A 25,569-nucleotide genomic window follows, 5' to 3' on the forward strand; every position below is an offset into this window, starting at 1 on the left:
TGGGCCCGGAGAACGCCATCGAGCGTCCGTATGATGAACCGCGTTCACGCCGCTTCCACGGGCCAAGTACCGTGGGGAGGGATGAACCAGCGCACGCTTCTGATCACGCTGACCGGACCCGACCGCCCGGGTGTCACCTCCCGGCTGTTCTCCGTCCTGGCCGGATTCCCCGTCACCGTCGCCGACGTGGAGCAGGTCGTGATCCGCGGCAGGCTCACCCTCGGCGTGCTCGTCGCCTACGCGGGCGGCCCCTCCACCGGCACCGGTGGCACCCTGGGCGCCCTGTGGACCGCCCTCGAACGGGTCGCGGAAGACCTCGGCATGGAGATCGAGCTGTCCACCGGCTCCCAGGCCAAAGAACACCGCAAGCGCGGGCGACTGCACGTGACCGTGCTCGGCGCTCCGCTCCAGCCCGCCGCGATGGCCGGCATCGCGGGGCGCGTCGCCGCCGCCGGTGCCAACATCGACAGGATCGAGCGGCTCGCCCACTACCCCGTGACCTGCATCGAGATGTCCGTGTCCGGGGCCGACCCGGCCGCGCTCCGGATCGAACTGGCGGCCGAGGCCGTGATCCAGCAGGTCGACGTGGCCGTCCAGCCCGCGGGGCTGTACCGCAGGGCCAAGCGCCTGGTCGTCATGGACGTCGACTCCACCCTCATCCAGGCCGAGGTCATCGAGCTGCTCGCGGCCCACGCCGGCTGTCTGGAGGAGGTCGAGAAGGTCACCACCTCCGCCATGCGCGGCGAGATCGACTTCGCCGCCTCGCTCCGTGAGCGGGTGGCGCTGCTCGCCGGCCTGCCGGAAGAAGTCTTCCAGCGGGTGCGCGAGGAGGTCGTGCTCACCCCCGGCGCCCGCACCATGGTCCGCACGCTCAAGCGGCTCGACTACCGCTTCGCCATCGTCAGCGGCGGGTTCACCCAGATCACCGACAAGCTCGTCGACGACCTCGGCATCGACTACTCCGCGGCCAACACCCTGGAGGTCGTGGACGGCAAGCTCACCGGCCGGGTGGTGGGCGAGATCGTCGACCGCCCCGGCAAGGCCCGTGCCCTGGAGCGCTTCGCCGCCGAGGCGGGCATCCCGATCAGCCAGACCGTGGCCATCGGCGACGGCGCCAACGACCTCGACATGATCGCCGCCGCCGGCCTGGGCATCGCCTTCAACGCCAAGCCCCTGGTACGGCAGGCCGCAGACACCGCCGTCACCGTGCCCTACCTCGACTCCATCCTCTACCTGCTCGGCATCCCCCGCGCGGAGGTCGAAGCCGCCGACGCCGAGGACGGCCTGCTCACCTCCGCCCACTAACACACCGCCCGGCAGAGCCGTACGACGTCGGCGACCAGCGCCTCCAGGGCCGGGTGCGCGGCGGCGGCGTGGGTGTAGGCGTATCTGATGGCGGTCCACTCCTCGGCGGCGCCCTCCGCCACCTCGTCCAGCCGCTGCTCGGTCAGCGTCTCGACATGGGAGGCCATCGCGTCGAGCGCCTCGTCGAGATCGTCGGGCGGGCTCAACGGTTTGCCGGACCTGATGGACGTCGCGGCCGACTCCAGGCGGTCCGCCACGGCGTCGAGGACGGCCGCCGTGGGACCCGACTCGTCGTCGGGGCGCGGCACCGCGAACAGCGCCAGCGCGTCGTCCCTGACCCGCTGCGCGTGGATCACGGCCTCGCGCATGGACTCGGGCACGCCGCCGCCCGGCTCCTTCTCCAGCCGGTCCAGCGACTCGGTGAGCTTCTGCTCCGATCTGGCCGCGTCCTTCACCCGCTCCCGCACCTCGTCGGGCCGCTGTTCGACCAGCGCCCGCACCAGCTCCGCGTGCGCCTCCAGCAGGCCGGCGATCCGGTCGGCCAACCGGACCCGCTCGCCTCGCGGCCACAGCCACCGCGCGGCCAGGAACACCACGGCCCCGCCCGCCACGGTGAGCCCCACCCGGACCATCGCCGCGTCCCAGCCGAGCGGCCGGGCGAAGTCGGCGAGCAGCAGCGACAGCGGCGTGGCGAACAACATCCACCACGGAAAGCTGAGCGGGCGCAACGCGTACCCGAGCACGGCGCAGCCCCCGACGAACAGGGAGAGCGTCAGATGGCCGGGCGCCAGGGCCAGCACCACCGCGCCGGCGACCGCGCCGGCCGCGGTGCCCACGACGGGAAAGACCACCCGCTCCACGGTGTCGCCATAGGTCGGGCGGAGGTTGGCGACCACCGTGGCCACGAACCACTTCCCGTACTCCGCGCGGGTGAGCACCATCAGCGCCATCGCGCCGAACGCGACCAGCGCCAGGCGGGCGGGGTGGTCGGCCGCGCGGGGGCCCGGCCTGCGCCAGGCGGGCCGGGGCAGCCTCGGCAGCCTCGGCGTCACCGCCACGCCCTCCACCGACAACAAGGCGGCGGACCGCACGGCCACGCCGATCCGGTTGACGCACCGGCGTACCTGGCTGATCAGCGCGGCTGCGGCCAGCGGCTCGTGCCTGGCCAGCGCGGCCCTGCGGATGGCGCTCGCCCGGTCGGCGAACCGGGCGCCGGCGGCCAGCGCCGCGGGCACGGCCAGCGCGCTGTTCCGCTCCAGCGCCTCCCGCAACGCGCTCGCCGCCGCCTGCGTGGCGGCGTCCAGGTCGGCGCTCCAGTCGGTGTCCTCCGTGATCTCTTCGATGGCGCCCCGCAGCAGGCGAAGCGCGACCGTCTCGTGGAAGATCCGGGTGAGCGCGTTCAGCAACCGGCCGGGGGTCGGATCGTCGCTCTCCTCTTCTTCCTGCTCCACCGCCCTGAAGTGGGCGACCGCCGTACGGGCCGCCGCCAGTGCCTCCTCCGCCTCCCGGCGCGACTCCTCCCAGTCGTCGTCCGACGCGGACGCACCGGCCTCCAACAGGGCGGCGACGGCCAGCCCCGCGGCGGTGAACGCGTCGCGCAGTGGTTCCAGGCGGCGCACCGGCCAGGCCAGGAGCACCACGACGGTGATCCACAGCCCGCCGGCGGCGGCGAGCACCATGTGGGCCACCACGCCGGTGCCGACCCCGGCCTGGCCCTGGAAGTAGCTCAGGATCACGGCGAGCGTCGGCGGCACACCGATCACCGTCCAGTGCGCGCCCACCGCCGCGACCAGGGCGATCACCACCGCCGCCGCCCAGGGGTACGGGGAGACCAGCCCGCCGAGGCCCGTCCCGAGCGTGACGAACACGGTGCTGCGCAGCAGCCGCCTGGCCCGCGCGCCGTACGGCAGCATGAAATCGTCGGCGAAGACGACGAGATAGGCGCCCAGGGCGGCGGCGGCCCCCTGGGTGATGCGGCCGGTGAAGGTGCCGGCGAGGAGCGGCGCGCAGATCGCACCGCCGCAGAGCAACCCGTAACCCCAGGCAGGGCTGCCGGACAGGGTGAACGCGCTGCGGAAGGAGCCGACGTACTCGTTCACCGGCCGTCCCGGCCTTCCGCGTGGTGCTCGACGCACCGTCCCCTGCACCCCACGCAAGGGTTCCTGCCCTGATCAGAGGCGTCTAACTACCGTGCGGACTTGGGATTCCACCTGGTCACAGCGGTCCCCGACCGAAGGTGCCGCCATTCTCCCGCGGCCTCGATGACGGCGAACGCACCCGGTGGAAAACCGGGGTCGCCGTCGCCGGAGGTCAGGTTCATCACCAGCTCGTGCACCCCGGGATTGTGTCCGACCAGGAGCAGCGTGCCCACTTCGGACCCGGTTTCGTGAATCAGGTCGAGCAGTTCGTCGGCGTACGCCTCGTAGATGCCGCGGGCGAACTCGACGGGCGCGTCGGGGGCCAGCTCCGCCAGCGCCAGCTCCGCCGTACGGGAGGTGCGGACGGACGGCGAGCACAGCACGAGGTCGGGCAGCAGGCCGAGGGCCTGCAACCGTTCGCCGACGCTCTTGGCGTCGCGCTCGCCTCTGCCGGTCAGCGGACGCTCACGATCGGGCAGACCGAGGACCTGCGCCGCCTTGGCGTGCCGCAGGACGATCAGCGTGCGCACCTGGTCACCCGCCATTGGACGCCCAGACCGCGGCGGCCACGATGACGGCCAGCACGAACAGCATGGCCAGCAGGATCAACGCCAGGGTTCTGCCACCCGAGGGTCGATCGGGTTCCACCACCGCCCGGCCCTCCTTCGTCGTTCGGTTCCCCCAAGTCTCCCATTCCCGGGAGACGGTACGGCCCGCGGTCCCCTCTGTGGGGACCGCGGGCCGCCGGACTCGATCAGCTCTTGACCGGCTCCGGCTTGCGCTCCTCGCTACTGGCCGAGGGAGTGTCGCTCGCCGAGCGGCGCTTGGAGACCACGACCGCACCGACCACGATGACCAGCGCGACGAGGCTGACGCCGATCCGCACCGCCGGGTTGTCGGCGTAGGTCACGACCGCGGGGGCGATCAGCAGCGCGACCAGGTTCATCACCTTGATCAGCGGGTTGATGGCCGGACCCGCGGTGTCCTTGAACGGGTCGCCCACGGTGTCACCGATGATGGTGGCCTCGTGCGCCTGCGAACCCTTGCCGCCGTGGTGACCGTCCTCGACGAGCTTCTTGGCGTTGTCCCACGCGCCGCCGGAGTTCGACAGGAACACCGCCATCAGGGTGCCCGCGGCGATGGCGCCGGCCAGGAACGCGCCCAGCGGGGCGTACCCGAGCGCGAACCCGACCGCGATCGGGGTCAGCACCGCCAGCAGGCCGGGCGTGGCCAGCTCGCGCAGCGAGTCGCGGGTGCAGATGTCGACGACCCTGCCGTAGTCGGGCAGTTCGGTGCCGGCCATGATCCCGGGCTTGCTGCGGAACTGCTCGCGCACCTCGAAGACGACCCGCATCGCCGCCCGGCCGACCGCCATGATCGCCAGGCCGGAGAACATGAACACGACGGCGGCACCGATGATCAGGCCGACCAGCACGTTCGGCGAGTCGACGCCGAGGGAGAAGTTCTGGAAGGTGCCCAGCGCCTCCTTCACCCCGGCGCTCGCCTTGGTCAGCTCGGTCTCGACCGCCGTCCGGAAGGCGCCGAACAACGCGGTCGCCGCCAGCACGGCCGTCGCGATCGCGATGCCCTTGGTGATCGCCTTGGTGGTGTTGCCCACCGCGTCGAGCGAGGTGAGCACCCGGGCGCCCTCGCCCTCGACGTCGCCGGACATCTCCGCGATGCCCTGCGCGTTGTCGGAGACCGGGCCGAAGGTGTCCATCGACACGATCACACCGACCGTGGTCAGCAGGCCGGTGCCGGCCAGGGCGACCGCGAACAGCGCGATCGTCACGTTGCCGAAGCCGAGCAGGAACGCGCCGTAGACCGCACCGCCGATCAGCAGCGCCGAGTAGACGGCCGACTCCAGGCCGACGCTGATGCCGGCCAGGATGACGGTGGCCGGGCCGGTGCGCGAACTCTCGCCGATCTCCTTGACCGGGCGGCGGTTGGTCTCGGTGAAGTAACCCGTGAGCACCTGGATGGCGCTCGCCAGGACGAGCCCGATGAGGACCGCGCCGATGGCGATCAGCCGCGGGTCGGAGGAGATGGCCGCGATCTCGGGGCTCACCCCGGTGAGACCGGCGAAGCTGCTCGGCAGGTAGGCGAACGCCGCGACCGAGACCAGCACGGCGGAGATGGCCGCCGAGATGAAGAAGCCGCGGTTGATGGCCGCCATGCCGTTGCGGTCGCTCTCGCGGTACGAGGTCACGAAGATGCCGATGATCGCGGTGATCACACCGATCATCGGCACGATCAGCGGGAACACCAGACCCTCGGTGCCGAAGGCGACCTTGCCCAGGATGAGGCTGGCCACCAGCATGACCGCGTACGACTCGAAGAGGTCGGCCGCCATGCCCGCACAGTCACCGACGTTGTCGCCCACGTTGTCGGCGATGGTCGCCGCGTTGCGCGGGTCGTCTTCCGGGATTCCCTGCTCGACCTTGCCGACCAGGTCGGCGCCCACGTCGGCCGCCTTGGTGAAGATGCCGCCGCCGACCCGCATGAACATCGCGAGCAGCGCGGCTCCGAAACCGAACCCTTCGAGCACGGCGGGGGCGTCGCCCCGGTAGATGAAGACCACCATGGCCGCGCCGAACAGGCCGAGCCCGACGGTGAACATGCCCGCAACGCCACCGGTCCTGAAGGCGATCCGCATCGCCGCCTTCTCCCCGGTCTCACGCGCTGCGGCGGCGACGCGGACGTTACCCCGCACCGCCAGCCACATGCCCATGAACCCGGTCAGCGCGGAGAAACCCGCACCGACCACGAAGAAGACCGACCGGCCGATCTGCACTCCGGTCGTCTCGGCCGGTAGCAGGAGCAGCACGAACGGGATCAGGACGACGAAAAGGGCGAGCGTTCGGAACTGCCGCTTCAGATACGCCGCGGCACCTTCCTGGACGGCTCTGGAGATGTTCTGCATGCGCTCAGTGCCTTGTCCGGCGCTGAGCACCTCGCGTACCAGGCCGCCTGCGACGGCCAGGGCGAGCAAAGCTACGGCGGCGACCACGATCACGATCGTGAGGTGGCTACCGCTGAGGGAAACCGCTGTATCTTCGACAGCGGCGAGATAGGGGCCAGACATCCGTTCTCCTCGGCAAGACGGGTACGTCCTGCCCGGACGGCGCAGCGATAATCGTTCGGCGGGCGGCGGCGCACATCCGGGTCGGTTGGCAGTGCCGCTTCCGGTTGAGTCCGCAGACCATCCCCGCGATGGCGAATTGCCCGCGGGACAAACCTTGGCCGGTGCCGGGAGTCTACGCACGCCCGCCGCGGATATGAAGGCTCTGCAGTTGGTCAATTAGCGATGCCGCGGTTATTCACCGTAACTTGACCAGGCCAGCAACCGCTTTTGACTGTAACGAGTGTAGCTGTCGGGACATGTCGGACGGATTTCGGTCAGCCTGTTTCCTGAGGTTTGAGAGGACCGAAATGTCTCCCGGGACGGGAGAACGTACGGCAAGCCAGGCCGGCGCATCGCGCCGTAGGTGGCTGATGTCCGTGGACCCACGGCACTCCAGCGGCCCAGCGCACCGCCGCAACACCCCGCCCGCCCACCATGCCCGCTGGTTGAACCCCGCCCCCACGTGACGACTTCATGGGCACGTGCGGCCAGGACCGTGCGTGTCACGGAGCTCCGGCTCGAAACCTCGCACGCCGTGGTCAAGTGTGCAGCCCGGCGTGCCCGCTCACCGTCTGACCACATACGTGATCTCGCGGGCTCAGGCCCGCATGGCGGCCCGGCATCGCCGCCCGGCCGAGCACTTCGACCGACCGGCACCGGCATCCGAGACCGCTCACGAACCCTCCGGCGAATCGCATGCAAAAGCCAGGCCCGTCGCCCGCGCCCCCACCAGAAGCCGCAGCCGACGGGCCCAACTCTCAACACGAACTCATGCCACAAGGACAAGGCATGCGACGAGAACGAACCGACCCCCGCGAAAACCTACGCCGGTGCCAGGCCATTCGCCGCGGCCGGCCAGCTCATCCGAATGCGCATGCCCTTGGGCCCGGGGTAGACCTCGACATCATCGGCCAACCCCGCGATCACCGCGATTCCGAACCCGGACGCGAACGGATCGGGCAGCATGCCCGACGGCTCGGACGTCACGGCTTGGAACTCCTGCTCAAGGTCATCACTAGGTGCCACATCCGTGACAATGACCTCGAATCGCCCAGAGTCATCACGCAATTCGATACGGATCGGCTCCCCCGGGCAGTGCAGGCGGTGAGCCTCCACCGCCCGGGAGCACGCCTCTCCAACGGCAAGCCGTACCTCGTCCAGCAGCGACTCCTCCACCCCCGTGCGACGCGCGATCGCGGTGGCGACCAGGCGCGCCGTACGCACATGGGCTGGGAGAGCGCTGAACGTCAGCTCGACGGTTGCCATGACTATTTGTCTCGGCCGTGAGCTTCCTTGGCCTCATCCACCGAGGCGTAGATCCCGAAGACCTTGGTGAGCCCGGTGATCCGGAAGATCTTCAGAATGCGCTCTTGAGTGCACACGAGCTCCAGAGAGCCATCGTGCGCCCGCACCCGCTTCAATCCTCCGACCAGCACACCGAGCCCGGTCGAGTCAAGGAAATCGACCTTCTCCATGTTGACCAGAAGATGGAAGTTCCCCTTGTTCACAAGGTCTATCAGGAGCTCACGCAACCTCGGCGCGGTGTAGACATCGATCTCACCTTCGACCTCGACGATGGTGAGTCGGTCCTCGGTACGGTGGTCCAACTTCAGATCCACAGATCCTCCAGCGCCTTGCCTGCGAAAGTACCGTTCTAGGACTGGCGTTCTGGAGCGTGCTACTCCAGGACGCAAGACCCGACGCGCGGCATTCAACCACGGTCTGCCTCAGTGTCTATACGAAATCACGAGTCCCGGCGACTCTGCCCACAGATGGCAAACTGGAAACCAGTGACTCCCTCTTCTTCGTCTCCCGATCGAGCCGGCTCGCTCCTCTCCGAGCTGCTCGGTGTTTCCGCACGCCGCGAGCGTGTCACCCACGTGGAGCACGTTCCAGCACGTCAGGCTGGTCACGCCGACTGGCCTGCGTGGACGCCGAATCAGCTGGTTACGCGCTTGGCGAACCTGGGGGTAACCGGACTCTGGCCGCACCAGTCAGAGACGGCCGAGCACGCCCACCGTGGCCAAAACGTGATCATTTCCACGGGCACGGCATCGGGCAAGTCGCTGGCCTACCTCGTTCCGGCGCTCACCGAGATCCTCGCGGGCGGCACAGTGCTCTACCTCACGCCCACCAAGGCGCTGGCCGCCGACCAGCTCCAGACCCTGGGCGACCTCCACCTCGGCCAGCTCCGCGCGGCCTGCTACGACGGCGACACACCGTACGAGGAACGAGCCTGGGTCCGCCGCCACGCCAACTACGTCCTGACAAATCCGGACATGCTGCATCGCACCCTTCTGCCCAGACACGCCCAGTGGTCCTCCTTCTGGCGTCGGCTGCGCATGGTCGTGATCGACGAGTGCCACGGCTACCGCGGCGTCTTCGGCTCCCACGTCGCCCAGATCCTCCGCCGCCTGCGCCGCGTCTGCCTCAGGTACGGCACGCAGCCCGTCTTCCTCCTCGCCTCCGCGACCGCCAGCGACCCCGCCGCGGCAGCCGTACGCCTCACGGGCCTTGAGACGGCCCAGGTGACGACGGACTCCTCACCCCGAGGTGCGACCACCTTCGCCCTCTGGGAGCCTCCCCTGACGGATCTGCGGGGTGAGGGCGGCGCCCCCGTCCGCCGCACCGCCGCCGCCGAGGCCGCCGACCTCCTCGCCGACCTCGTGCTCAACGACGTACGAACGCTCGCCTTCGTCCGCTCCCGCCGTGCCGCGGAAACCGTCTCCCTGGCCGCCCGCGCCAGGCTCCAGGAGCTGATCGCCCCGCACCCGAACACCATCCACCCCCCGAACACACCCAAGCCCCCGAACACACCCAAGCCCCCGAACACGAACACGAACCCGAACACGGCCCAAGCCGCAAACACCGCACCGGAGACGAGCACGGCCCGGGACCCGAACCCGAACACCGCACTGGAGACGAGCACACCCCAGGACGCGAACCCGACCCAGGACGCGTGCACCGGACAGGACGCGAACACACCCCCGGACCCGAACGCCGCACAGGACGCGAACACCACGCAGGACGCGAACGCCGCACAGGACGCGAACACCACGCAGGACGCGAACGCCGCACAGGACGCGAACACACTCCCAGGCCCGAACGCCGCACAGGACGCGAACACGGCCCAAATGGGCTCGCCCCTCCAGGAAAGCCCCGTGGACCAGCCGGGCACCGGGCTCCCTCCCGACCTTCCGGACAGGATCGCCGCCTACCGGGCCGGATATCTGGCGGAGGACAGAAGGCTCCTGGAGAAGGCGCTCCGCTCGGGCGAGATCCTCGGCCTGGCCACCACCAACGCGCTCGAACTCGGCGTGGACGTCTCCGGCCTCGACGCGGTCCTCATCGCCGGCTGGCCCGGCACCCGCGCGTCCCTGTGGCAACAGGCCGGCCGGGCGGGTCGCGACGGTCAGGACGCGCTGGCCGTCCTGATCGCACGCGACGACCCCCTGGACACCTACCTCGTCCACCATCCGGAGGCCCTCTTCGGCCAGCCGGTCGAAGCCATCGTCCTCGACCCCGACAACCCCTACGTCCTGGGCCCGCACCTGTGCGCCGCCGCCGCCGAGATCCCCCTCACCCAGGACGACCTCCCGATCTTCGGCCCCTCCGCGCCGGCCGTCCTCGCCGACCTCGTACGGCAGGGCATGCTGCGCGAACGGGATTCCGGCTGGTTCTGGACCCGGCGGCAACGCGCCACCGACCTCGCCGACATCCGCGGCTCGGGTGGCGCCCCGGTTCAGGTGGTGGAGGCGTCCACGGGCAGACTCCTCGGCACGGTGGACGAGCCGTCAGCGCACTCGACGGTCCACACCGGCGCGGTCTATCTCCACCAGGGTGAGACCTTCCTGGTCGACACGCTCGACCTCGACGAGGGCGTAGCCCTGGTGTCTCCGGCGATTCCCGACTACACCACGTTCGCTCGGGATGTCACCGACATCGCCGTCCTCGACGACCTCCGCTCGCACCCACTCGGCGCGGGAGAGCTGCACTTCGGCACGGTCGAGGTCACCCGTCAGGTCGTGTCCTACCTCAAACGCCGCCATCAGAGCGGCCGGATGCTCGGCGAGGAGCCCCTCGACCTGCCCGCCCGCACGCTACGGACCCGAGCCGTCTGGTGGACCATGCCCGCCCCCGCAGTGGCCACCCTGGTCGACAACGGCTTCGACGTGGGCGGCGCGGCCCACGCCGCGGAACACGCCTCCATCGGCCTGCTCCCCCTCTTCGCGACCTGCGACCGCTGGGACATCGGGGGCGTGTCGACCGAACTCCATCCCGACACCGGACTGCTGACCGTGTTCGTCTACGACGGCCACGAAGGAGGCGCGGGCTTCGCCGAACGCGGATACGCCCGCGCCGCCGAATGGCTGCGCGCCACCCGCGAGGCGATCGGATCCTGCGAATGCGACCACGGATGCCCTTCCTGCATCCAATCCCCCAAGTGTGGCAACGGCAACGACCCCCTCGACAAGGCCGGCGCCCTCCTCCTCCTGGACACCCTCCTCACCCCTGACGACCATCAGCCACCACCCCCTAACGACCTTCAGTCCCACCCCTAACGACCTCAGCACGACGCACCACAACCTCACGCCCCCACAACACGGCCCACCCTCACAACCCTCGCGCCCCAGAACACCCACCTCCCCCTGACAACCTTCAGCACGACACGCCACCAACCTCACAACCCGACCACCCACCAACCTCACGGCGAGCGCCCGCACGATGGCCGAGGGTGCGCTTGATGGCCGAGGGTGCGCCCGATCAGGGCGAGGGTGCGCCCGATCAGGGCGAGTCGGCTTCCCTCAACGCAGCCACCTCCCCCTGGACGGCGGAAGTGACCGGACCGGACCTGCGCGTGCGCGGGACACCACCTGCCGTGCCCCGATCCCGGGCAGGGTCAGGCTGACCGAGACGCGCACTTCGGCGATGACGCCTTCGATCGAACATCGCTCCAGCACCGCACCGTTCGAGGCCGCCAGCGACTTCGCCTGCCCGCAGGCATATTCGGAACCGCTCATGGACTGCCGAGCCGCGGCGAGCGCGCTGAGGTCCGCCGCGCTCTGCGCCCGATGGCGTGCGACCCGCGCCATACCCACGTAGGTGATCATGATTGCCATTCCCATCAGCAACGCCATGAGAGCGACCCCCCACACCGTCGCCGATCCTCGCTCCCGCGGCGGCCTCCTCCCCTGCTCGAGCCACGCCGTCATCCGCCTCCCCACTCGGTCACGCGCTGACCCGCCCCTGCTCGCACCACACCGACTCGCCTCCCGTTCGCCCGCCCGATCGTTCAGGTGCCCGTGACCCGGCTGCTCTTCCGCATCGCCGTCGCCCTGGCCCCTGGCCACTGCCGCGCACTCCCGCCGCCGGGGAGCCTCAACCTCACCCCAGACACCGCTCCGAACCCACCGCTCAAGCAGCCTCGGAACGATCGCAAGGCGGTCAGTACCGGCCGCGGAAGTAGTCGGCCTCTGGCCGGCGCGTTCCTGACCGGCTCAAGGCGGCTAGTCCGCAGAACGCGTGAAATGCCGCATCGTCTCCTCGGGAGCGCCGGTCGCGGCGCCTGGTTCGGTCGCCGTGACGGCCATCCCGCTCACGTCCACTGCCGGGAGGCGCTCCCCCCAACTGGGGCGGATGCTCGCGATCACCTTGACCGTGGTGGTCTCGGCAGCACGGTCGACAGTGATCCGTGCGCCTTCGGGCGCGAGGGCGGCGACTGCCTGCCGGACTCGCTCGACGGGCTCGCCCCTGGAGGCGGCGCGGGCGCCCGCGCGGGCGGCATCGACGCATCCGAGTTGTGCGCCGGCCACCGCCACCGCCCACAGAGCGGCGCCCAGGACAACCATCAGCGCCGGAAGCACCGCTGCCGTCTCCGCCGTGACCGATCCCCGCGCTCGGCCGCACCGCCAAGCCCGTCTCAGGGCCCGGAGCCGGGCGCGACCGGGTGACGGCGAGAACCGGTGGGACTCCGCCGGGCCCGCCCCTGTCTGGACCCGCCGGGAACCTCTTTCGAGCAGTGCGTGGCTGCTCACCCCGCGACCTTGAGGGCTCGGTTGATGAGGCCGACCAGAAGCTCGCGGACCTCCGGGCTGGTGACCACTTTGAAGAGCAGCGCCGCGAAACCGCAGGCGGCGATCGTGCCGACCGCGTACTCGGCGGTGGACATCCCACGATCCGGGCCGAGCCGTGAGATCAGCTGGATTCTGCGCACGTAGTGGGCTCGCACCCAGACGACACCCATCCGGGCCCCGATCAGCAGGCTTCCCGCAAGTCTCGGCGCCTTGGAAATCCACTGGTGCATCGTGCCTCCCTGGTTCCTGGTGCCGGGTCCTTCACCCGGCGAGGACCTGTTCAGAATCCTCGGGACAGGGCTCACGCACATGGCCAGAACGCGGTTCTGTGGACAGGCCGGAAGCCTGTGGACAACTCAGTGCCGGGGAACCGTGCCAGGCCGCTCGATGAAGGACTGGGAGGACCTCGATGAAGGACTGGGAGCACACGGATGACATGCCGAAGTGGGGCGAATAGGGGAAGGCGACCCCGCTGAAGTGGCCGATTACAGAATGTCCGACAAACGATCACCACTCGTAGGGTTGGATGAGCGGTCGTGGTGAGACGTGGTGAGCTGACCGACAAAGCCTGGCAACGGATCGAGCCGCTGCTACCCAAGGGCGACCGGCGAGGACGTCCGTGGCGGGATCATCGGCAGGTGATCAATGGGATCCTGTGGCGGCTGCGAACAGGGGCGCCATGGCGCGAGGTTCCCGGGCGTTACGGCCCCTGGAAAACCTGTTATGACCGGTTCGCTCGCTGGGATCAGGATGGTACGTGGGCCCGGCTCGCCCGCGAACTGCCCAAGAACACCGCGGCGGGAATAGCCGGATCGGCCGATCCCGCCGCGAATCCCCCCGAGGCTGCCGACCTCACAACGATCGGAGTGAGATCAACCGACCGAACGACGAACACGACCGGCGGCTCCAGCCCGGCGACCCTCGTGACCGAAGCCATCGACACAGCGACAGATCTGGCAGATGCCACCGACACGGGGATGACCACCTGACTCGCCCCGGCTGCCAAATCGGCGCAGGTCTCCGCCTTGGCTTTGACTGATCCAACCGCCTCGTCCGCGTGCCCTCCGAAGACGGAGGACGGAGGACACGGGCGATCAAGGCAGGAGAACCTGCGTGGCAAGGCCGGCCACGACGGGGACGATTCCGAGGAGAACGAAGGCGGGGAGAAAGCAGAGTCCGAGGGGAGCGACCGCCTGCACCCCTACCCGGCGGGCCGCGGCGGAGGAGGCCGCTCGCGCCGTGTCGGCGGCGTCATCGGCCAGGCGGGTGAGGGCGTCGGCCACGGGAGCGCCGGTCGCCGCCGCACGGATCATGGTGGTGGAGAGTTGGGCCAGGGCGCGTTCACGGGCCAGTGGCGACCATGCTTCGGCAGGGTCCGCGCCGAGTCTCAGTTGCGCGCTCACCCGATGCAGGCGTTTCCCGACCGGCCCTCCGATCGTGGTGGCGGTGACCTCCAAGGCACCGCTGAGCGGCTGACCGGCTCGCAGGCAGGCGACCATCAGATCGGCGGCGAAGGGCAGATCGGCGATCATGCGCGTCGCCTCACGGCGGGCGGCGACGGGTTGCCGCCCGCGCATCACACAGAAGACGATCACGAACGCGATGACAGCGGCCGGCACCCCCGCAGGTCCGCCCACCATCACGAAGGCGAGCCCACCCGCCGCCGACGCGGACACCGTCTCACGCAGCACACGGCGGCCATGGATGCCCTTCCTCTCCTGCCCGAGGCGGACCGAGACCCGGATCGCGTTCAACCGGGCGGCAGGCACCCGCGAGCCTGTCCACGCCCAGACCGAACACCATGTCAGCACGACCACGAACAACGTCATAGCCAACCCCATCTCCAACGGCCGCGATCCGACTGGGCCTTGGTCTGATTCCGGCAACACCAAGCCGCGCGTCTCGCTCCGAACCACCCGCAGAAGGTCTGCTCCGTGCCTCGCAGACAGGCAACATCGCGCCCGGTCCGCATGCCCCGGCCCCGGCAAGGTCCGCCTCCCGCAGCCGGGACAGCGAGAACCGCAGCGGACACCACGCCGCACCCAGCCACACGGCCCGCCGCAGACCGGCGCGGACCGGCGCGGACCGGCGTCGCCGTTGCCAGCCTCCAGGCCGGAGATCCCCCTGCGGGGCCTACCGGTGCGGGCTGCGGGAGGCTCTGCCCCCGTCATGTTTCCTGTGCCCTGGTCATCAGGCGGTTGGTCCACCAGAGGCCGCAGACGTCCAGGGAGACGCCGAGGAGGAGGCAGGCCAGGCCGGCCGGGCTGCCGAACAGGAAGTGGAGAGGGCGCATGCCGAGCGCGGCGGCGAGGAGGAGGCCGAGCAGCGGGAGGGCGGCCAGCAGGCGGGCGCTCGCGCGAGGGCCCGCCAACTGGGCGGCTACTTCGTGACGGTGGGACTCGGCGGCGCGCAGGGTGCCGCCGACCCGGTCGACGAGCACGGACAGGGCGGCTCCTGTCCTGATGCTCACCTGCCAGCAGGCCGCCAGCCGGCGGAGCCCGTCTCCCCCGCGCTCCGGGGCCGCCGCGATCATGGCGGCGGAGACGTCACCGCCGTCACGCGCGGCGCCGAGAACCGCTCGCATGGCCGGCGGATCGGGGAAGTCCACCTCCCGCGCCGCGCGGGTCAACGCCTCGGCCGGTGTGCGTCCGGCGGCCAGTTCCGCGCTGAGGCCATGGCACAGCTCCACCGAAGCCGTGCGCCACTGCTCCGGCCCACGATCACGCCGCGACCGCAGGAAGGTCGTGAACCGGCGCGCGAACACCCGGTCGGGCTCGGACCATGAGAACGCCGCACGCCGGTGCACGAGCACCCGGTCAAGCCCAGACCGGGTGAACGACGCCCTCCATCGGCCCGGTCCACGGCCGGGCGGCCCCGCACCCGGACCCCGCTGACCGGCCCTTCGACGAGCAGGATCCACGCTCCGCCACCCCGGCCCGAGAGCGGAAGGCGGCAAAGCCTGCCCTGGCCCACGCTCGGAACGCGGACGCGTCAAGAAAAGCGGACGCGTCGAACGATCACGCACGAACCGCCCCCGGTGATCCCGTGGACCTCCCGTGGCCCGGCCGGGCGGAGAGGGCGAGACGGACGGTGCTCCGCGCAGCCTCGCCAGGCGGGACGGGCCGGAGTCGGGCGCCGTCCACAGCCACACCGACAGCGTCACAAGTGCGACGGCCAAGGCGGTCACCGCAAGGCCCCCTGGTCAACGGCCCCATACGGCAGAGGCAGACCGGGTGCTCGGCGGGCGAGTTCGGACAGGGCGGGGCCGGAGATCGGGGGCGCGTCCGGCGGGAACGTCAGAGCGGGCTCGGCTGTCACGTGGCCGGAAGGAGTGCGGTGGAGGAGGCACACCTCGGCCACCCGGCGACGACCGCCGCCGGGGTCACGGACGAGGTGGATCACGATGTCGAGGGCGGCGGCTATCTGGCTGTGGACCGCGTCGCGACTCAGGCCGGCGGCGCAGGCGAGGGCTTCGAGGCGAGGCAGGACATCGGCCGCCGTGTTGGCGTGCAAGGTCCCGCAACCGCCTTCGTGACCGGTGTTCAGGGCCGCGAGGAGGTCGGCCACCTCCCGTCCGCGCACTTCGCCCACGACGAGACGGTCGGGCCGCATGCGAAGCGCCTGCCGTACGAGGTCGCGGAGGGTGACGCCGCCCGCGCCCTCCAGGTTGGGCGGGCGGGATTCGAGTCGCACGACGTGCGGGTGGATCGGGCGCAGTTCGGCGGAGTCTTCGACCAGCAGCAGACGCTCCGCGGGATCGGCGAGCGACAGCAGGGCGCTCAGCAGGGTCGTCTTTCCCGTACCGGTGCCACCGGTGACGAGGAACGCGAGCCGGGCGCCGATGATCGCACGGAGGATGCCGGCCAGGTCGGGCGGGACCAGGTCGGCGAGCGCGAAGGTGCGGCGAGGCGGGAGACGCAGGGAGACGCAGGTGCCGCCGGGAGCCAGGGGCGGCAGCAGGGCGTGCAGGCGCACACCCCCGGCCAGCCTGGCGTCGACGTACGGCGAGGCGTCGTCGAGGCGTCTGCCGGCGGCGGCGGCCAGGCGCTGGGCCAGACGGCGGACGGAATCTTCGTCAGGGAAGGACACCGAGGTGCGCCGGAGGCCCTGGCCGTCGTCGACCCAGACCTCTCGGGGGCCGTTCACCAGCACATCGGTGACCTCCGGTTCGGCGAGCAGCGGCTCCAGCGGACCGGCTCCGATCAGGTCGGCGCAGAGCGCGCGGGCCACCGAAAGGATCTCCGCATCGCCGAGCACCGCCTTCTCCGCCCGCAACGCGACGGCCACATGGGCCGCGCTCGGCTCCACACCCGCCCGTGCCAGGCGCGACCGGACCGCCTCCACCAACTGCGGCGACGCCCTCATGACGCGCACCTCGCCACGGCCGCCCCGAGCGTGGCGGAGACCCACCGGCCCCTCGACCCGCAAGAAGGCACCGGCAGGACCGGCCCTGCCGAGAGCACCACCGGGATGGTCATGCGCCGGAGTGACGGCTTCACGTGTGGTGTCCCTGGGCGGCGGCCTGCTCGCAGAGGAGGTCGTCGAGGACGACGGCGCAGAAGCGGCCGAGTGGGGTCTTGGGGCTCAGCGGCGGCGCCTCGCCGTGGTTGAGGGTGCTCGCGAGCCGGGGTTGGTCGGCCAGGACCCCGGCGCAGGACAGGCCGAGGGAGTGGGCGACCACCTCAGCTTCGAGGACCCCCGGGCGGACGACGGCACGGATCTCGCCCGTGCTCTCCTGCAGCCCGGAGAGGACCTGGGCGGCGGCGAGCACTCCCCGGACGTCGGCCGGGACGACGAGCAGCGTGGCGGTCGCCCTCACCAGCGCCTCCTTCGCCGCGGCGTCGAGGTATCTGGGCAGGTCGACGACCACCATGTCGAAGCCGCGTCTGCCCGACTCCAGCACCGACCGCATCGCCTCGGCGGGAACCGCCTCGACGGCCCCCCGATGGAAGGCCAGCACGGTGAGGTCGCCGAAGGTGGGCAGGACCGCCTGGAGCGCGCTGGGATTGACCCTGCCCTCCCTGGCGACCAGCTCCGACCACCGGGCTCCGCCGGCTTCCTCCTTCCCGAGGAGGACGTCGATGCCTCCGCCCAGCGGATCGGCGTCGAGCAGCAGCGTGCGCAGCCGTCGCCTGGCCCCGGTGCGCGCCAGCGAGGCCGCCAGCACGCTGGCGCCGGAACCGCCTCGGCCGCCGACGACGCACACGACCAGGCCGCTCCGGATGCTCGGCTCCGCGGTGTCGGCGAACTCGTCGGCCAGGCGGCGCTCGGCCTCGGGGAGCTCCAGGACGGCCTGCGCGCCCACGGAGACGCACCTTCGCCAGGTGCCGGGATCCTCCGTGTCCCGGGTGACGAGCAGCACCCGGGGACGCGGCGGCGCCCCGACGGCCGCTACGGCGTCGGCGAGGTCGGCGCCGACGACCACCAGCGAGGCCCGATTCCAGTAGGGCCGGGCGTGGGCGGGCGTGTGTGCGACGTCGAGCTCCGTGCCGGCGGCGGCGGAGATGCGGAGAAGGTCGTCGAGCAGGTCGTGGTCTTCGGTGATGACCAGCGGGCGGGTCATGGGGCCTCCCTGTGCTTCGGGGAGGCCCAGCCTGCGTGAGGCACCGTCCCCCGCACGGACCCGAACCGTGTTCTGTGGACAACGACACGGCCTGTCCACAGGAGGCTCAGGAGGCTCGGACACCATCACGAGCCGCCGCGAACCGGGGGGAAGGGGTAAAAGAGGCGACCCCCGCCGGGGGGGAGAGCGGGGGTCGCCAACCGGTCCGGCTCCGGGGGGGTAGAGCCGGTCCCGTTTCAGAAGAAAGCTTTCAACACCGGCCAGGGATATGGCAAGAGACTTGCAAACCCACCCCGTGCACAGTCACTCCAGTTTAGGGAGATACCCCCGTATGCTGCCCGATCAACTTGAGTTTCGTCGAGGAGCAATCTCTGATTTCCGGTAGTTTTTTTAAAAGTAACGTTACGGCTACACAGAGTCATCGAATCCGGTTGGACCCCAACCATTGACTTATCACTGACCGTGACCGTCAGCCCTCCGAAAAGGTCTGATTTGTGACAGTTTGACTAGATTATGGTGATATGTCCAGGGGGTTAGTAAAGGTCTTGGCCCCGGGGGTTCCCATCAGACCGGATCCGACGTAGAAAGGTGTCACGGACCACTTGTCCGGGGCACGCCAGCCAGGCACCCACGCGCGACCAGCCGCGGGAGGCGCGTCGAGATGGGCTTGACCCACTACGACGATTTAGGTGCACGCTTGGTAACCTGGTGCGACGTGTCGGCGACGGCGTCCCAGTCCAGGGACGCCGTCCGCTATGTCTACCGCCCCGGTCTCACCCTCGTTGCAGGGCTTCGCAGACGGCGGTGATCTCCCTGACGCCGAGCGTGACGGCCGAGGCGCACTGGCACACCCACTGGGCCACTCCCTCCGGTGTCCCGGTGAGATAGCCCGCCAGGCCCTCGTCGTAGGGAAGTTCGAGGTGCCCCACCTCCACCGCCACGAGCGACTTCGGGTCGAGGCCGAACTCCACCAGCGTGAGGCGTTCCGCCGCCCTGGCGACCAGGCCGTCCGCCGAACCGAAGGGGCGAAGCACGGCCAGTTCGGCGTGCACGATGGCGGCGAGCACCAGCGCCGGCGCCGAGGTGGTCCCGGTCAGCAGCTTGACCAGCCCGTCGACCCGGATCGCCGTCTCCTCGACGCCCGGCTCCCCGGCGGGAGACTCGGCACAGGGCCGGCCCAGCCGCTCCGCGGGAGCCAGACCGGCGGCGGCGACGGTGTGCAGGCGCGCCAGCGCCTGGCGGGGAGCGGTACGCCAGGTCGAGCCCAACCGGCCGAGCTCGGCGGAGACGCGGAGGGCGCCCTGGACCACCGGATCGTCCAGCTCGCCCGAACGAAGGGTGCCGAGGGGGATGTCCGCGCCTTCGATGGCCGCCGAGGCACGCGCACCGCGCAACGCGGACTCCGCGGACACCTCGGGGCCGCGGCGACGCAGGACACGGTGCCGGTAGAGACGGTCGACCGCCTCCCTGGCCTCCTTGACGGCCTCGGGTACTCCCGGAAGTTCGGCGATCACAGCCAGAGGGTCACTCACACCGCCCGACCCTATCGACCGTTCGCCGAAGCCTTCTAACCGTCCGGCGCAGGCGGCCGACTATGACGGGCTCACCATTCCTAAGATTCCAGTATCACAACGCTTCCACAAGATTTCCACGGTGAGCGATCGGTACAGACCTGTCTAGACCTCTTGTCGTGGACGCCCGGAGACTGGTGAAGTGGGAGCGAAAGAAGCTGAATCAGGCCTTGTGAAGGAGTGCGTAGTGGCGCCGGAAACCCCTGGTCCTGGCAACCAGACCCAGGAGACGCTGTCGAATCTGCTGCAGGAGAAGCGCAGATTCGCACCTCCAGCCGAACTCGCGGCAGCTGCGAACGTGACGGCGGAGACCTATGCCGAGGCGGCGGAAGACCGCCTGGCGTTCTGGGAGCGTGCCGCCGACCGCCTGACCTGGGCCCAGCGGTGGGACACCACACTCGAGTGGAACCCCCCGTTCGCCAAGTGGTTCATCGGCGGCAAGCTCAACGTCGCCTACAACTGCGTGGACCGTCACGTCGAAGCGGGCCGTGGCGATGTGATCGCTTACCACTGGGAGGGCGAGCCGGACGGCGACAGCCGTACCCTTACCTACGGTGACCTGCAGCGGGAGGTCAGTAAGGCCGCCAACGCGCTGATCGAGCTGGGCGTCGCCAAGGGCGACCGGGTGGCGATCTACATGCCGATGATCCCCGAGTTGCCGATCGCCATGCTGGCCTGCGCGCGGATCGGAGCCGTGCACTCGGTGGTGTTCGGCGGCTTCTCGGCGTCCGCGTTGCAGAACCGCATCGACGACGCCGACGCGAAGATCGTGATCACCGCCGACGGCGGCTACCGCCGGGGCGCGCCGTCCGCCCTCAAGCCGACGGTCGACGAGGCAGTCGCCGCGTGCCCGCAGGTCGAGCACGTGCTGGTGGTGAGGCGCACGGGCCAGGAGGTGGCCCAGACGGCCAAGGACGTCTGGTGGCACGATCTGGTCGAACGGCAGAGCGACCAGCACGACCCCCAGCCGCACGACGCCGAGGATCCCCTCTTCATCCTCTACACCAGCGGCACCACGGGCAATCCCAAGGGCATCCTGCACACCTCCGGCGGCTATCTCACCCAGACGGCCTGGACCCACGACGCGGTCTTCGACCTCAAGCCGGAGCAGGACATCTACTGGTGCACGGCCGACATCGGCTGGGTGACCGGGCACTCCTACATCGTGTACGGCCCGCTGGCCAACGGCGCGACGAGCGTGATCTACGAGGGCACCCCGGACACCCCGCACCGGGGCCGGTTCTGGGAGATCGTGCAGAAGTACAAGATCTCCATCCTGTACACCGCGCCCACCGCGATCAGGACGTTCATGAAGTGGGGCGACGACATCCCCGCGAAGTTCGACCTGACCTCGCTCCGCGTCCTCGGCAGCGTCGGCGAGCCGATCAACCCCGAGGCGTACGTCTGGTACCGCGAGCACATCGGCGGTGACCGCTGCCCGGTCGTCGACACGTGGTGGCAGACCGAGACCGGCGCCATCATGATCAGCCCGCTGCCCGGCGTCACCGCGGGCAAACCGGGCGCCGCGATGCGCCCGCTGCCGGGCATCGACGCCGACGTGGTCGACGACCAGGGCAACAGCGTGCCGGACGGCGGCGGCGGCTTCCTCGCGATCCGCGAGCCGTGGCCGGCGATGCTGCGCACGATCTGGGGCGACGACCAGCGCTACATCGACACCTACTGGTCGCGCTGGGAGGGCATCTACTTCCCCGGCGACGGCGCCAAGCGCGACGAGGACGGCGACCTGTGGCTGCTCGGCCGCGTCGACGACGTCATGCTGGTGTCCGGGCACAACATCTCGACCACCGAGGTGGAGAGCGCCCTGGTGAGCCACCCGAAGGTCGCGGAGGCGGCCGTCGTCGGGGCCACCGACCCGGTCACCGGCCAGGCCATCGTGGCGTTCACGATCCTGCGCGGCAACGCGGAGGAGGGCGACGACATCGCCGCCGAACTGCGCGCGCACGTGGCCAAGGCGCTCGGTCCCATCGCCAAGCCCCGCCAGATCCTGGTGGTGCCCGAGCTGCCCAAGACCAGGTCCGGCAAGATCATGCGGCGTCTGCTGCGTGACGTGGCGGAGAACCGTTCGCTCGGCGACGTCACCACGCTGACCGACAGCTCGGTGATGAACCTCATCTCCGAGCAGCTCCCCTCGGCCAAGAGCGACGACTAGCGGCACGGACAGGGCGCGGACTCCACCCCGGGGTCCGCGCCCTGTCACGACCCGCCCGACTTCGAGCGCCCCCAGGGCCTGCGGGGTACGGCTCAGCCGTCCGGCCCTGGCGTGATCTCCGCTGACCGGGTAGTGCCGGACCATGGAAGAACCGTGCTCGGCGGGCCAGGCGAGACGCTCCCGCCGTGCCACCGCTCAGCGGGATAGGGTTCACGGTCTCGCCGCCGATCGGGAAGCCGGCCCGCGGGAACGATCCGGAACACTCGACCGGCGTGCCCGCGGCGGCCTTCGCCGCCGGGCCACCGTCCTGACGCACATCCGCGTGCGCTCGCGGACGAACAGCCAGGATGATTGACACCACCCTCGGCTAACGATAGGAGATCGGTAATGCCGAACAATCCGGCCGCGGAGCCGCAGGATGAATCCCTGGGCGACCTTGTCGCGCAGGCGAGCAACCAGATCTCCACGCTGGTCCGCTCGGAGATCGAGCTGGCCAAGGCCGAGCTGAGGTTCGACGCCAAACGGGTCGGGACGGCAGTGGGCCTGTTCGGCGCGGCCGCGTTCATGGCCCATCTGGTGCTGATCCTGGCCTCCTTCGCCATCGCCTACGCGCTGGCCGCCTTCGGGTTGCCCGAGTGGGCCGCGTTCACCATCGTGACCGTGTTCTACCTGCTGGCCGCGGGGTTGCTGACCTTCCTCGGCTATCGCCGCCTGAAGGGGCTGACGAAGATGGAGCGCACCGGCCGCACTCTGAAGAGCCTGAAGGGCGGGTCCGCCGACGAGTTCCAGCTGGCCGGCACCGTCCCGCCGTCGGCCGGTGAGGTGGGTGCCCGGCGGGAGTCGGTGTCCGATGCCACCCGATGAGTCGCTGGCACGGGTCGAGGGGCCGTGGACCCATCGTGGCGTCCACGCGGGCGGCACCCGCTTCCACGTGGTGGAGGCCGGGGAGGGGCCGATGGTCCTGCTGCTGCACGGGTTCCCGCAGTTCTGGTGGACCTGGCGGCACCAGCTCGTCTCCCTGCCCAAGGCGGGTTTCCGCGCCGTCGCGGTCGATCTCCGCGGGTACGGCGCGAGCGACAAGCCGCCCAGGGGCTACGACCTGCCCACGCTCGCCCAGGACGCCTCGGGGCTGATCAGGGCCCTCGGCGAGACCGGGGCGATCGTGGTCGGGCACGACTGGGGCGGCCTGCTGGCCTGGACCATGGCGGCGCTGGATCCCAAGAGCGTGCACCGGCTGGTCCCGGTCTCGGCCCCGCATCCGCTCCGGCTGCGCGCCGCCCTGTTCACCGACCCGCTCGGGCAGCTCAAGGCCAGTGGTCACGCGTTCGGCTTCCAGTTCCCGCTGATTCCCGAGCGGCGGCTGACCTCCCGCGACGCCGTCATGGTCGAGCGGCTGCTCGACCGGTGGTCGGGGCCGGGCTGGCCCGAGCAGGAGGTCGCCAGGACCTACCGCGAAGCCTTCCGCATTCCGGGCGTGGCCCACTGCGCCCTTGAGTACCACCGGTGGTTCGCCCGCTCCCAGCTCCGCCCCGACGGCAGGAGATACGCCAAGTCCATGCGCGCCCAGATCGAGTCGCCGACGCTGCACCTGCACGGCGCTCTCGACCAGTGCGTCCTGCCGCGCACCGCTCAGGGCTCCAGCCGCCACGTCGCCGCGCCGTACCGGTGGCGGCTGTTCGAGGGGGCCGGGCACTACCCGCACGAGGAACGTCCCGAGCAGTTCGACACCGAGCTGGTCTCCTGGCTGGCGGATCCGGAGCCCGACCGATGAGCCGTGACCGCGATCCGCAGGGCAGGCCCCGCAGCGCACGTCCCCGGGACGCCTTCGGACGGCCGCTGCCGCATGACGCCGAGGGGGTGCCCCGGATCCCCGACGAGTACGCGCCCAGCGGTCCGGAGGCGGTCGTTGAGGCGGTCAGGCTCCTCTCCGAGGAGCGCCCGTTCCACGCGCACGAGGTGCTGGAGGCCCGCTGGAAGAGCGCGCCCGAGGAGGAGCGCGAGCTGTGGCAGGGGCTGGCGCAGATCTGCGTGGGGCTCACCCATCTCCAGCGGGACAACCGCCGCGGCGCCGCCGTCCTGCTGAACCGCGGCGCCGACCGGATCACCCCCTACACCGGCCGCCCGCCGTACGGCATGCGTCTCGCGGAGGCCGCCGGCCGGGCACGTGAGGTGGCGGAGCGCTCGGGCGACGTGGTGCCGTCGGCGGCGGTCGCGCTGATCAGGGAGACGCTGGGCGGCGGGACGGGGGCCTGACGGCCGTCCCCGAAGCCGGTCCGATGCGCTGATCGACGGACGCCGGGAGGCGCCGAGCCGGTGGTCGCGCCGGCCGGGCGCCGGGGTCAGTCGCAGTCTTGGGTGTCGACGCGGTTCACCGAGTCCTGGCCCTCCTCCGCGTCGGGGGTGATCTCTTTGGCGGTGAGCACGTAGCCGGTCTCCGCCTGGTCGGTGGCCGCCGCGAAGACGACCCCGAAGACGCGGCCGTCGCTGGTCAGCAGCGGCCCGCCGGAGTTGCCGGGCTCGACCAGGCCGCGGATCGCGTAGACCTCGCGGACGACCTTCTTGCGGTTGTAGATCTCGTAGCCCTCGGCGTGCTGCTTGACCCGGATGCGGGCGGCCTCGGCGGTGAAGCCCTTGCCCCTCGGGTAGCCGGCGATGATGGCCGCGTCGCCCTTCTCCGCCTTGCCGTCGAAGCGGAGCACGGGGAGGTTGAGGCCGGGCACGTAGAGCACGGCGATGTCGCGGTCGGGGTTGTAGAGCACCACCCGGGCCGCGCGCGAGGTGCCCTCGTGGTCGGTGACCCGCAACTCCTGGGTGACCCCGGCGACGACGTGGGCGTTCGTCATGATCCGGTCGTTGGCGTAGACGAAGCCGGTGCCCTCGATGCGCTTGCGGCACGACGGCGCGGTGCCCTGGACCTTGACGATGCCCTCCCGGGCACGGGCGAGCTGCCGGCCCTTCAGCACGCTCCTGTCGGGCGGCGGCACATCGACGAACTGGCCGCCGCCTATCGCCTCGAACACCTGCGGGAACTCGGAGGTGTCGATGAAGTTCTTGAACCTGAGCCGCCACTCCTTGGCCTGCTCGGGCAGCGTCTGGTCGACGGTGGCCAGCAGCAGCGAGTTGTTGACCTGCTGGCTCAGCGGCGGGAAGGGGCCGTGCGCGAGCAGGCCGCCGATCAGCCAGACCACCACGAGCACCGATAACGCGCTTGCGAAGGTGCCGCCGACCGCGTCGGCGACCTTGGCGGGCTCCCAGGTCACATGGCTGCGCACGACCGCGCCGAGGGTGGAGGAGGCGAACTGGCCGATGGTCGCCGCCAGGAAGACGATCACTATCGCGAGCAACGCCCGCTCGGTCTCGCCGTCGACCACCGCCCTGGCGATCGGCGGCGCGATCGCGACGCCGAGGAAGGCTCCGCCCACGAAACCGACGAAGCTGAGCGCGCCGATGATGAAGCCCTGACGGTATCCGGAAATGCCGAAGGCCACCACAAGCCCTATGAGGATGAGGTCTAGGAGGTCGCCGCGCACCCTTTAACCGTATCCAGCCCGGACCCGATGCGTGCACTCCTTCTGACACACCGCTTCACAACACCGGCGCGAAGGCACCCGCGTGGCTATCGTT

The 25,569-nt window shown here is 70.5% G+C and carries 20 protein-coding genes and 1 pseudogene; 7 read left to right on the forward strand and 14 right to left on the reverse strand.

Features of this window, described 5'->3' with window-relative positions; all coding sequences use genetic code 11:
• Positions 1 to 81 precede the first annotated feature (81 nt).
• Positions 82 to 1,305, forward strand: coding sequence for a phosphoserine phosphatase SerB (gene serB / locus MBA17_RS18315; protein ID WP_238497707.1), 1,224 nt, complete (start codon positions 82 to 84; stop codon positions 1,303 to 1,305).
• Here the strand turns inward: serB and MBA17_RS50455 are convergent.
• The 5 genes from MBA17_RS50455 to MBA17_RS18340 form a co-directional block, all read right to left on the reverse strand.
• The gene (locus tag MBA17_RS50455) at positions 1,302 to 3,404 is read right to left on the reverse strand and encodes an FUSC family protein (RefSeq protein WP_238497708.1); all 2,103 of its coding nucleotides are present in this window, start codon (positions 3,402 to 3,404) and stop codon (positions 1,302 to 1,304) included. The two genes, serB and MBA17_RS50455, sit on opposite strands and share 4 nt — an antisense overlap.
• A gap of 86 nt (positions 3,405 to 3,490) precedes the next feature.
• The gene (locus MBA17_RS18325) at positions 3,491 to 3,973 is read right to left on the reverse strand and encodes a SixA phosphatase family protein (RefSeq protein ID WP_238497709.1); all 483 of its coding nucleotides are present in this window, start codon (positions 3,971 to 3,973) and stop codon (positions 3,491 to 3,493) included.
• A gap of 224 nt (positions 3,974 to 4,197) precedes the next feature.
• Entirely contained in the window at positions 4,198 to 6,528 is a 2,331-nt protein-coding gene (locus tag MBA17_RS18330; RefSeq protein WP_238497710.1) for a sodium-translocating pyrophosphatase, read from the reverse strand.
• Positions 6,529 to 7,389: 861 nt separating this feature from the next.
• The gene (locus MBA17_RS18335) at positions 7,390 to 7,833 is read right to left on the reverse strand and encodes an ATP-binding protein (RefSeq protein WP_238497711.1); all 444 of its coding nucleotides are present in this window, start codon (positions 7,831 to 7,833) and stop codon (positions 7,390 to 7,392) included.
• Between the two features lie 2 nt (positions 7,834 to 7,835).
• Positions 7,836 to 8,186: an STAS domain-containing protein gene (locus MBA17_RS18340; protein ID WP_111171502.1), complete on the reverse strand. Its 351-nt coding sequence runs from the start codon at positions 8,184 to 8,186 to the stop codon at positions 7,836 to 7,838.
• 411 nt (positions 8,187 to 8,597) lie between these two features.
• On the opposite strand from MBA17_RS18340, the gene MBA17_RS18345 reads away from it, so the two are divergent.
• The gene (locus MBA17_RS18345) at positions 8,598 to 11,129 is read left to right on the forward strand and encodes a DEAD/DEAH box helicase (RefSeq protein WP_238497712.1); all 2,532 of its coding nucleotides are present in this window, start codon (positions 8,598 to 8,600) and stop codon (positions 11,127 to 11,129) included.
• 243 nt (positions 11,130 to 11,372) lie between these two features.
• Here the strand turns inward: MBA17_RS18345 and MBA17_RS18350 are convergent, their stop codons facing one another.
• From MBA17_RS18350 to MBA17_RS49520, 3 genes are all read right to left on the reverse strand, one after another.
• Complete coding sequence (locus MBA17_RS18350) at positions 11,373 to 11,780, reverse strand: Rv3654c family TadE-like protein (RefSeq protein ID WP_274385599.1); 408 nt, start codon at positions 11,778 to 11,780, stop codon at positions 11,373 to 11,375.
• A 294-nt stretch (positions 11,781 to 12,074) separates the two neighbouring features.
• Positions 12,075 to 12,491 (reverse strand): TadE family type IV pilus minor pilin, encoded by a 417-nt coding sequence (locus MBA17_RS18355; protein ID WP_274385643.1) that lies wholly within the window; start codon positions 12,489 to 12,491, stop codon positions 12,075 to 12,077.
• A 107-nt stretch (positions 12,492 to 12,598) separates the two neighbouring features.
• Positions 12,599 to 12,871, reverse strand: a complete 273-nt coding sequence (locus MBA17_RS49520; RefSeq protein ID WP_455432788.1) for a DUF4244 domain-containing protein — start codon at positions 12,869 to 12,871, stop codon at positions 12,599 to 12,601.
• A 306-nt stretch (positions 12,872 to 13,177) separates the two neighbouring features.
• On the opposite strand from MBA17_RS49520, the pseudogene MBA17_RS18365 reads away from it, so the two are divergent.
• Positions 13,178 to 13,462, forward strand: a pseudogene (locus MBA17_RS18365) (IS5 family transposase); the annotation flags it as partial.
• A 273-nt stretch (positions 13,463 to 13,735) separates the two neighbouring features.
• Here the strand turns inward: MBA17_RS18365 and MBA17_RS18370 are convergent.
• The 5 genes from MBA17_RS18370 to MBA17_RS18390 all read right to left on the reverse strand — a co-directional run bounded on the left by MBA17_RS18370 (position 13,736) and on the right by MBA17_RS18390 (position 19,736).
• Positions 13,736 to 14,470, reverse strand: coding sequence for a type II secretion system F family protein (locus tag MBA17_RS18370; RefSeq protein ID WP_238497715.1), 735 nt, complete (start codon positions 14,468 to 14,470; stop codon positions 13,736 to 13,738).
• 338 nt (positions 14,471 to 14,808) lie between these two features.
• Positions 14,809 to 15,453 (reverse strand): type II secretion system F family protein, encoded by a 645-nt coding sequence (locus MBA17_RS18375; protein ID WP_238497716.1) that lies wholly within the window; start codon positions 15,451 to 15,453, stop codon positions 14,809 to 14,811.
• Positions 15,454 to 15,824: 371 nt separating this feature from the next.
• The gene (locus MBA17_RS18380) at positions 15,825 to 17,006 is read right to left on the reverse strand and encodes a TadA family conjugal transfer-associated ATPase (RefSeq protein WP_238497717.1); all 1,182 of its coding nucleotides are present in this window, start codon (positions 17,004 to 17,006) and stop codon (positions 15,825 to 15,827) included.
• A 130-nt stretch (positions 17,007 to 17,136) separates the two neighbouring features.
• A complete protein-coding gene (ssd, locus tag MBA17_RS18385) occupies positions 17,137 to 18,204 on the reverse strand; it encodes a septum site-determining protein Ssd (protein ID WP_238497718.1) in 1,068 nt (355 codons plus the stop codon).
• Positions 18,205 to 18,977: 773 nt separating this feature from the next.
• Positions 18,978 to 19,736, reverse strand: a complete 759-nt coding sequence (locus MBA17_RS18390; RefSeq protein ID WP_238497719.1) for a Fic family protein — start codon at positions 19,734 to 19,736, stop codon at positions 18,978 to 18,980.
• 226 nt (positions 19,737 to 19,962) lie between these two features.
• Between MBA17_RS18390 and acs the strand changes: the two genes are divergently transcribed.
• The 4 genes from acs to MBA17_RS18410 all read left to right on the forward strand — a co-directional run bounded on the left by acs (position 19,963) and on the right by MBA17_RS18410 (position 24,198).
• Positions 19,963 to 21,945, forward strand: coding sequence for an acetate--CoA ligase (gene acs, locus MBA17_RS18395; RefSeq protein WP_238497720.1), 1,983 nt, complete (start codon positions 19,963 to 19,965; stop codon positions 21,943 to 21,945).
• A 387-nt stretch (positions 21,946 to 22,332) separates the two neighbouring features.
• On the forward strand, positions 22,333 to 22,809 hold the full coding sequence (locus MBA17_RS18400; RefSeq protein WP_238497721.1) for a phage holin family protein: 477 nt from the start codon (positions 22,333 to 22,335) through the stop codon (positions 22,807 to 22,809).
• Entirely contained in the window at positions 22,796 to 23,716 is a 921-nt protein-coding gene (locus MBA17_RS18405) for an alpha/beta fold hydrolase (RefSeq protein WP_238497722.1), read from the forward strand. Before MBA17_RS18400 ends, MBA17_RS18405 begins: the two co-directional genes overlap by 14 nt.
• On the forward strand, positions 23,713 to 24,198 hold the full coding sequence (locus MBA17_RS18410) for a DUF309 domain-containing protein (protein ID WP_238497723.1): 486 nt from the start codon (positions 23,713 to 23,715) through the stop codon (positions 24,196 to 24,198). Before MBA17_RS18405 ends, MBA17_RS18410 begins: the two co-directional genes overlap by 4 nt.
• 86 nt (positions 24,199 to 24,284) lie before the next feature.
• Here the strand turns inward: MBA17_RS18410 and MBA17_RS18415 are convergent, their stop codons facing one another.
• Positions 24,285 to 25,475, reverse strand: a complete 1,191-nt coding sequence (locus MBA17_RS18415) for a MarP family serine protease (RefSeq protein WP_238497724.1) — start codon at positions 25,473 to 25,475, stop codon at positions 24,285 to 24,287.
• Between the last annotated feature and the right edge of the window lie 94 nt (positions 25,476 to 25,569).

This window comes from Dolomitihabitans soli, assembly GCF_022213955.1.
Lineage (GTDB): Bacteria > Actinomycetota > Actinomycetes > Streptosporangiales > Streptosporangiaceae > Streptosporangium_A > Streptosporangium_A soli.

What these genes read in the sequence shown, in the direction of transcription:
- serB (WP_238497707.1), top strand. Translation starts at nt 82, where the DNA reads ATGAACCAGCGCACGCTTCTGATCACGCTGACCGGACCCGACCGCCCG.
- MBA17_RS18330 (WP_238497710.1), bottom strand. Translation starts at nt 6,528, where the DNA reads ATGTCTGGCCCCTATCTCGCCGCTGTCGAAGATACAGCGGTTTCCCTC.
- MBA17_RS18335 (WP_238497711.1), bottom strand. Translation starts at nt 7,833, where the DNA reads ATGGCAACCGTCGAGCTGACGTTCAGCGCTCTCCCAGCCCATGTGCGT.
- MBA17_RS18350 (WP_274385599.1), bottom strand. Translation starts at nt 11,780, where the DNA reads ATGACGGCGTGGCTCGAGCAGGGGAGGAGGCCGCCGCGGGAGCGAGGA.
- MBA17_RS49520 (WP_455432788.1), bottom strand. Translation starts at nt 12,871, where the DNA reads ATGCACCAGTGGATTTCCAAGGCGCCGAGACTTGCGGGAAGCCTGCTG.
- MBA17_RS18370 (WP_238497715.1), bottom strand. Translation starts at nt 14,470, where the DNA reads ATGACGTTGTTCGTGGTCGTGCTGACATGGTGTTCGGTCTGGGCGTGG.
- MBA17_RS18380 (WP_238497717.1), bottom strand. Translation starts at nt 17,006, where the DNA reads ATGAGGGCGTCGCCGCAGTTGGTGGAGGCGGTCCGGTCGCGCCTGGCA.
- ssd (WP_238497718.1), bottom strand. Translation starts at nt 18,204, where the DNA reads ATGACCCGCCCGCTGGTCATCACCGAAGACCACGACCTGCTCGACGAC.
- MBA17_RS18400 (WP_238497721.1), top strand. Translation starts at nt 22,333, where the DNA reads ATGCCGAACAATCCGGCCGCGGAGCCGCAGGATGAATCCCTGGGCGAC.
- MBA17_RS18405 (WP_238497722.1), top strand. Translation starts at nt 22,796, where the DNA reads ATGCCACCCGATGAGTCGCTGGCACGGGTCGAGGGGCCGTGGACCCAT.
- MBA17_RS18410 (WP_238497723.1), top strand. Translation starts at nt 23,713, where the DNA reads ATGAGCCGTGACCGCGATCCGCAGGGCAGGCCCCGCAGCGCACGTCCC.